At 30.2% G+C, this 6,756-nt stretch carries 9 protein-coding genes; 8 read left to right on the forward strand and 1 reads right to left on the reverse strand.

Translation table 11 applies throughout. The annotated features are described in order from the left end of the window. The coding region (locus B5E75_RS14470) for a CocE/NonD family hydrolase C-terminal non-catalytic domain-containing protein (protein WP_206413997.1) at positions 1-190 on the forward strand (190 nt) is incomplete at its 5' end. A gap of 166 nt (positions 191-356) precedes the next feature. Next, complete coding sequence (locus B5E75_RS13765) at positions 357-1,043, forward strand: hypothetical protein (protein WP_087360421.1); 687 nt, start codon at positions 357-359, stop codon at positions 1,041-1,043. Positions 1,044-1,147: 104 nt separating this feature from the next. Here the strand turns inward: B5E75_RS13765 and B5E75_RS13770 are convergent, their stop codons facing one another. After that, positions 1,148-1,630, reverse strand: coding sequence for a hypothetical protein (locus B5E75_RS13770; protein ID WP_087360424.1), 483 nt, complete (start codon positions 1,628-1,630; stop codon positions 1,148-1,150). A gap of 596 nt (positions 1,631-2,226) precedes the next feature. Between B5E75_RS13770 and B5E75_RS13775 the strand changes: the two genes are divergently transcribed. The 6 genes from B5E75_RS13775 to B5E75_RS13800 all read left to right on the forward strand — a co-directional run bounded on the left by B5E75_RS13775 (position 2,227) and on the right by B5E75_RS13800 (position 6,582). Beyond that, on the forward strand, positions 2,227-2,679 hold the full coding sequence (locus tag B5E75_RS13775; protein WP_087360427.1) for a helix-turn-helix domain-containing protein: 453 nt from the start codon (positions 2,227-2,229) through the stop codon (positions 2,677-2,679). A 174-nt stretch (positions 2,680-2,853) separates the two neighbouring features. Further along, on the forward strand, positions 2,854-3,297 hold the full coding sequence (locus tag B5E75_RS13780) for an Hsp20/alpha crystallin family protein (protein ID WP_087360429.1): 444 nt from the start codon (positions 2,854-2,856) through the stop codon (positions 3,295-3,297). A gap of 138 nt (positions 3,298-3,435) precedes the next feature. Next, on the forward strand, positions 3,436-4,068 hold the full coding sequence (locus tag B5E75_RS13785) for a CDP-alcohol phosphatidyltransferase family protein (RefSeq protein WP_087360432.1): 633 nt from the start codon (positions 3,436-3,438) through the stop codon (positions 4,066-4,068). Continuing rightward, the gene (locus B5E75_RS13790) at positions 4,065-4,925 is read left to right on the forward strand and encodes a phosphatidylserine decarboxylase (protein WP_087360435.1); all 861 of its coding nucleotides are present in this window, start codon (positions 4,065-4,067) and stop codon (positions 4,923-4,925) included. Before B5E75_RS13785 ends, B5E75_RS13790 begins: the two co-directional genes overlap by 4 nt. A 12-nt stretch (positions 4,926-4,937) precedes the next feature. Next, positions 4,938-5,711 (forward strand): ParA family protein, encoded by a 774-nt coding sequence (locus B5E75_RS13795; protein WP_087360438.1) that lies wholly within the window; start codon positions 4,938-4,940, stop codon positions 5,709-5,711. Further along, complete coding sequence (locus B5E75_RS13800; RefSeq protein WP_087360441.1) at positions 5,698-6,582, forward strand: ParB/RepB/Spo0J family partition protein; 885 nt, start codon at positions 5,698-5,700, stop codon at positions 6,580-6,582. The genes B5E75_RS13795 and B5E75_RS13800 overlap by 14 nt, the downstream gene beginning before the upstream one ends. Positions 6,583-6,756 lie beyond the last annotated feature (174 nt).

Consider the following 6,756-nt stretch of genomic DNA (forward strand, 5'->3'; position numbering starts at 1 on the left):
AATATCTAATACTTTTCAAAAAGGTCATAGAATTCGCTTAACGATAACTTCTAGCGCAGAAAATTTCATTTTCCCTAATACAAATACGAAAGAAGGATTTAACGGTATAGAAAAAAGAAAAGCAAATATAAGGATTTATTGGGGAGCACCTTATATATCTTATATAGAATATATTCAAGATGATTTTTAAAAAAGTCACTCATAAATGATTTATCTATCAAATACTACTATCATTTAAAATAGAATGAATTAATAAAAGGGGAACGCAAAACGTTCCTTTTTATGACTTTCTGATAGTTTTATTGAAGCAAAAATTGAGAATTGATATAATGTAAATAATATGGAGATGAGATATTATGAAAATCACTGGAACAAAAAGTTATATACAAGTTGAAGATGATAATGGCAATATTGCAAGATTTGATGGTGAAGTATGTTTCAATAATTTTTACGCAATGGCTGATTCTATTTGCTGGTTAAAACATCAAGGAGAAGTCACTGATGAAGATAGAGTTCAACTGATTTACAAGGCAACGCAATATGGCAGGGATTATGATATAAAAGTATTATTTTTTGACCATGATAATAAAGTTATGTTTGAAAAAGAACTTGAGCTTTCAACAGAAGTCTATTGGGCAAAAAACAATCTTATTTTTATTGCTGTTATTTTATTGTCAATGATTGCTTCAATTATTTTAGTTGCAGTATTAGATGTTGTAAGTGCTATGTTCCTATTTATTTTGAGTATTGGTGCTTTTATTTTTATAAGTCCATTTATCTTATGGGGAATTTCTATATGTAGATTTCTTGTGAAAACAAAAGGGGATGAAATGACAGTGAGATCAATGATAGGGAAAACTTATTCATTTCCTTTAAGTGAAATAGAGAAAGTTGTAAGAAAAACTAAAAATTTATATGGCTGGGAAGAATGTCAAAAGATAATCATCTATATAAGAAATAAAAAGATTATTCTTCGTAGAAGTATGGAAGGATTTGATGATATGGATGCTTACCTTTTACGACATGTTGATCATATTATATAAGAATATGGAAGCTGCATAGATTATTTCGTTATCAATCATTTTTGAAAATGTCAGAAACATTTTAAATCCATTTTGTTGCTTACTTATAAACTAAAAAATTTTATCTAATCATATTTTGAAGTCCTCAAAACGTTAGTAATAATTGTTATGAGAAGATTAAAGAAGTATTTAGAATCCAAATGTAATCTTTTTATTCGTGGTGGCAATGGCATATATAATTTTATTTTTTTGAAATCTTCTTCAATTAAAATATCTTCTTGAAATAAGGTACTTACTCTTTTTAATGATTTAATCTTCTTTCTCACAGAACCCTTAATACTATTTTCATATTTTCCTTTTTTATGAAAATTAAAGTCCAATAAGTGTTCCATCATAGCATTTATCAAAAATGAAGCGGCGGATAAATTTACATTTATTCCACTAAGATGGAGAAAATTATCTTTTTTGCTGCAAGAATATAGTAATTTTTTCTTGAAATCTTTAGAACGAATGAGATATAGATGGGTGACAAAAACTTCCTTATATTTCTTTGATTCAGTTATTGTGATTTCTTTTACTCTTATTTTAAAAGAAGTTTGTTCAACCATATGTTCATCTTCGTTTCTATGAAATCATAAAGGGGATTAATCGCCCTTTGATTTTTAATGGATATGGTTTTTTGAGGTTTCCATACCGATCATTTTTTCATATATATATTAACATGCCGGTAGAAAAGGTTAATGTATATCCATTAATAATAGTTTATTCTTTTTGTATTGGTTTATGTATTTTTTAATTAGTAAGATACTCTTATTTTAAATAGAGGGATAATAAGAAAAATTAATATTGAAGGATTAGTTGATTGTGGATAATCATTTGTTAAACTATGCGGCTTGGATTCATTTTATGTAACGATCAAGGCAATGTTGATATGCAGTATGCATTAGGGGCTTAAGCCATAATATTTTTGAAAACTCAAAATTATTAATCATAAAAAGAATATAAGCATTTTTTAAATAATCATTCTAATAAATCTTGTTATATTTCAGTGAAATCATAGCTATAGAGATATAAAAAATGATAAAGAATGAATAAAATTTGTTAAATTGTTAAATTCTCGTGCGATATTGGTTATCAAAGTTGGTGGTGTTTTTCTTGGAACATTTTTATAATGGAATTATCAAAAGACAAGGAGGATTGTACAATGAATTTAGGAAATAGTTTATTTCATGCAAGGAAGAAAAGAGGATTATCACAAGAAGAAGTTGCCCAAAAGATTGGGGTAAGTAGGCAAACTATATCAAAATGGGAAACAAATGAAACCATTCCAGATATTTATCAATCAAAAAAGATGGCAAAACTCTATAATGTTTCGCTTGATGAACTCATTGAATTTGATGTTGATTTACAAGAAATAGAAGAAATGATTGAAAAGAGTGATGATAAAATCAATGAAAAAGTGAATTGGACAAATGCGTGGGGTAAGAAATATCCCATACTTCTTCAATATCAAAGTGAAGTTAATACAGCAAATTATGCATTTCGAATTACAAAAATGTTTGATGAAATAAAAGATGAATATGGCTACACAAAACAAGATGCCATGCTTGTTCTTAAAGATATTTTATACAATGCTTATAAAAGCTGGAACAAATGATGTCAATTATGTGAAAAAATGTTTTTAGCACTCTATACTTGACTCTGCTAAAACAGAGGACTATAATATAAATAGAAATAAGGAAAGAGAATAAAAAAGGCAATCCTTACTTCTCATATCAAACATTGTTCATTCTCTAACAATGCTTAGAATTGTTAAACAGAGGTGATATTTATGTTAATGCCTAGTATTTTTGGAGAAAGTTTATTTGATGACTGGTTTGATGATTTAGATAAGGAATTCTTTGGAAAGAAGAATCCATTATATGGAAAACATTCAAGAAATATGATGAAAACAGATGTACGTGAAACAGAAGGAACATATGAATTGGATGTCGATCTTCCAGGCTTTAAGAAAGAGGATGTGGAATTGACATTTGAACAAGGATATTTGACAATCTCAGCTAAGAAGAACTTGAATAAAGATGAAAAGAATAAAGATGGACAATATATCCGACAGGAAAGATACGCAGGAAGCATGAGTCGAAGCTTCTATGTAGGAGAAAGTGTTCCACAGAGTGATATTAAAGCAAAATTTGAAGATGGTGTTTTAAGAATTTCAATTCCAAAACAGGATATGAAAGCTATTGAAAACAACAACACAATCATGATTGATTAATGTCATAAGAGTTCGAAAAATCGGACTCTTTTTTTGTAGACAATTCACGAAATTTCTTCTATTATAGAAAAGTCCTATAAAAACATGGAGAAGTATGCTATAATACAACCGTTAAAATAAAAAGTGTGGGAGAAAGATATGATTGGTTTTTATAATTATACTGTCATATTAACTTATTTAAGTTTAGTGAGTGCTTTATTTGGAACACATTTAGCATTTAAAGGAAATTTTGATGGAGCACTTATTTGCTTATTATTAAGTGGTGCATTTGATTCCTTTGATGGAATGGTGGCACGTACAAAGAAAGACAGAACAGAAGAAGAAAGAAAATTTGGAATACAAATTGATTCATTAGCTGATATGTTTAGTTTTGGTATATTTCCAGCTATTATTGGTTATACCATGATGGATTCTATTGTGTGTGGTGTAACTTGGCTATGGTTTTTTATCTTTGCGTTTTATGCACTTTGTGCTATTAGCAGATTAGGGTATTTTAATGTTGTTGAAGAAATGCGTCAAAATACAACAACTGAAAAAAGAAAATATTATCAAGGGTTACCTGTCACAAGTGCATCTTTAATATTTCCAGCTGTTTGTTTATTAAGACATTTTTTGACAGTGGAAATGACATATAGTATATATGCGTGGGTTATGTTTATCACAGCATGGGCATTTATCATTAATTTTAAAGTGAGAAAACCTGGTTTAAAAGGAATTTTGGTCATGTTAGTTGTTGGTATATTGATTTGTACAGGATTGATAATGCTATGAGAGTTGTGAATCGTCAAGGACAGGAATTAAAAGTCAATCAAAGTCAAAATCGTTTATTAAAATTATTATATAGTCATTTTTTAGGAAGATGTGCACTGAAAGTGTTAACCCTTCCTTTTATTACCCATATAGGTGGGTTGTATATGAATAGTCGTTTATCAAAACGTCAAATTCAACCATTTATTCAAAATCATCATATTGATATGGATCAATATGAAAAACAGGATTATCGCTGTTATAATGATTTTTTTACAAGACAAATCAAAAAAGAAGCAAGACCCATATGTCAAGATCATCATGTTTTGATTGCTCCAGCTGATTCTAAATTAACGTATTATCGCATTGGAGAAGATACAAAATTGTGGATTAAAGATACGATGTATTCTTTATCAGATTTATTAGGGAACCATGAACTGGCTCAACAATATGATGGGGGAACATGTCTGGTGTTTCGTTTATCGGTTGATGATTATCATCGTTATTGTTTTATTGATGATGGTTCTAAAGAAGAAGATGTTTATATAAAAGGTGTTTTTCATACAGTGAATCCTATCGCTAATGACTATTACCCTATTTATAGACAAAATTCTCGTAGTTACTCTTTATTACATACATTGCATTTTGATGATGTAATTTATATGGAAGTTGGGGCTATGATGGTTGGTAAGATTGTTAATCATTCTCTTGATTCTTTTTGTCGTGGTGATGAAAAAGGTTATTTTGAGTTTGGTGGTTCAACGATTGTTGTTTTATTGAAAAAAGATATAGTTGAAATAGATGAAGATATTGTGAGTCACTCATTACAGCATGATGAAACACGTGTATTGATGGGTGAAAAGATTGGAATGAAAAAATAAGGAGGAAAGAAAATGTCAAAGGTTATAGCTGTTACAAATCAAAAGGGTGGTGTTGGAAAAACAACAACAAGTGTTAATTTAAGTGCAGCTCTTGCTTATATGGGGAAGAAAGTCTTATTGATTGATATTGATCCTCAAGCCAATGCAACACAGGGATTGGGTGTTGATCGCTCATCTTTGGAATATACAATTTATGACGCTATTACACAACAAATGCCAATTAAAGAGATTCGTATTGCTTCTGGTGTTGATAACCTTGACATTGTTCCAGCAAATATTGATTTGGCTGGTGTGGAAATTGAATTGTCACAAGTCAAATCAGGCAGAGAACAAAGACTAAAATCAGCATTGGGTGATTATAAAAATCAGTATGATTATGTGATTATTGATTGCCCTCCAGCATTAGGGTTATTAAACACCAATGCTTTAACTGCAGCTGATTCTGTGTTGATTCCTGTTCAATGTGAATATTATGCTTTGGAAGGTTTAACACAATTATTAAATACAATTTTATTAACGCAAAAAGTATTTAATGAAAACTTGACAATTGAAGGTGTTTTATTAACGATGTTAGATGCCCGTACGAATTTAGGGGTAGAAGTTTCACAGGAAGTTCGTAAGTATTTTAGAGAAAAAGTATATGATGTCGTGATTCCTAGAAATATTAAATTATCGGAAGCACCATCTGAAGGATTGAATATTTTTGATTATGATGCTCATTCAGAAGGAGCTAAGGCTTATGCAAAACTGGCAAAGGAAGTGGTGAAACGTAATGGCCGCAAGTAAAAAGAAAAAAAGTGGTTTGGGAAAAGGATTAAATGAATTATTTCAAGGAGAAGATATTCAAACAATGATTGATGCGATTGAGAAGAAGCCTTCTCAATTTGCTCAAATACAAGTTCCTATCGATCAGATTCGTCCTAATCCATATCAACCGAGAAAGCATTTTGATGAAGAAAAATTAAATGAGTTGGCACAATCTATTAAGGAACATGGTATTTTTCAGCCTATTATTTTAAAACAGGCAATACAGGGTTATGAGATTGTTGCAGGGGAAAGACGTTATCGTGCAGCTTCAATTGTTGGATTGGCAGAAGTTCCTGCGATTATTGTAGAATTTACAGATCAGCAGATGATGGAAATTGCCTTATTGGAAAATATTCAAAGAGAAGATTTGAATGCGATTGAAGAAGCACAGGCATACCAGACAATGATGAAAAAACTGGATCTGACACAGGAAGAATTGGCGAAACGTATTGGAAAGTCAAGAGCCCATGTCGCTAATACTGTCAGACTTTTAAAGATGCCACAAAAATTACAGGATTATGTTCTAGATGGGACATTAACAATGGGACATATTAAGCCTTTAATTACCATTGATGAAAAGAAAGCTTTAGAAGTTGCGAGAAAAGCCATTGATCAACAATTATCTGTAAGAGAAGTTGAAGATATTGTCAAAGGAATTAAACTTCAAGAGGCCAGAAAAGCCAAACCAAAAGAAGTGAAACCTAAAGAATATGTTTATGTAGAAGGATTGTTACGTAAAAAATATCGTACGAAGATAAAAGTGGATGAACATACCATTACATTAAAATATACTGATACTCAAGATTTAAATCGTCTTTTAGAATTAATGGGTGTCATTGAAGAAGAATAGAAGATATGTTGTTAAGCATATCTTTTTAAAATAAAAACATCACTTTGTGGTGATGTTCAGGCTGTTGACAAAGTAAAAAGTCAACAGCTTTTAGTTTTCAAATAGAAAAATATATGGTATTATATCTATTGTCGTGGATGACTTCGTTCCAAATATGCAAATTTTGAGGCTCCA

It is taken from the genome of Massiliimicrobium timonense (genome assembly GCF_002160865.1).
In the GTDB taxonomy this organism is placed as follows: Bacteria; Bacillota_I; Bacilli_A; order Erysipelotrichales; family Coprobacillaceae; genus Allocoprobacillus.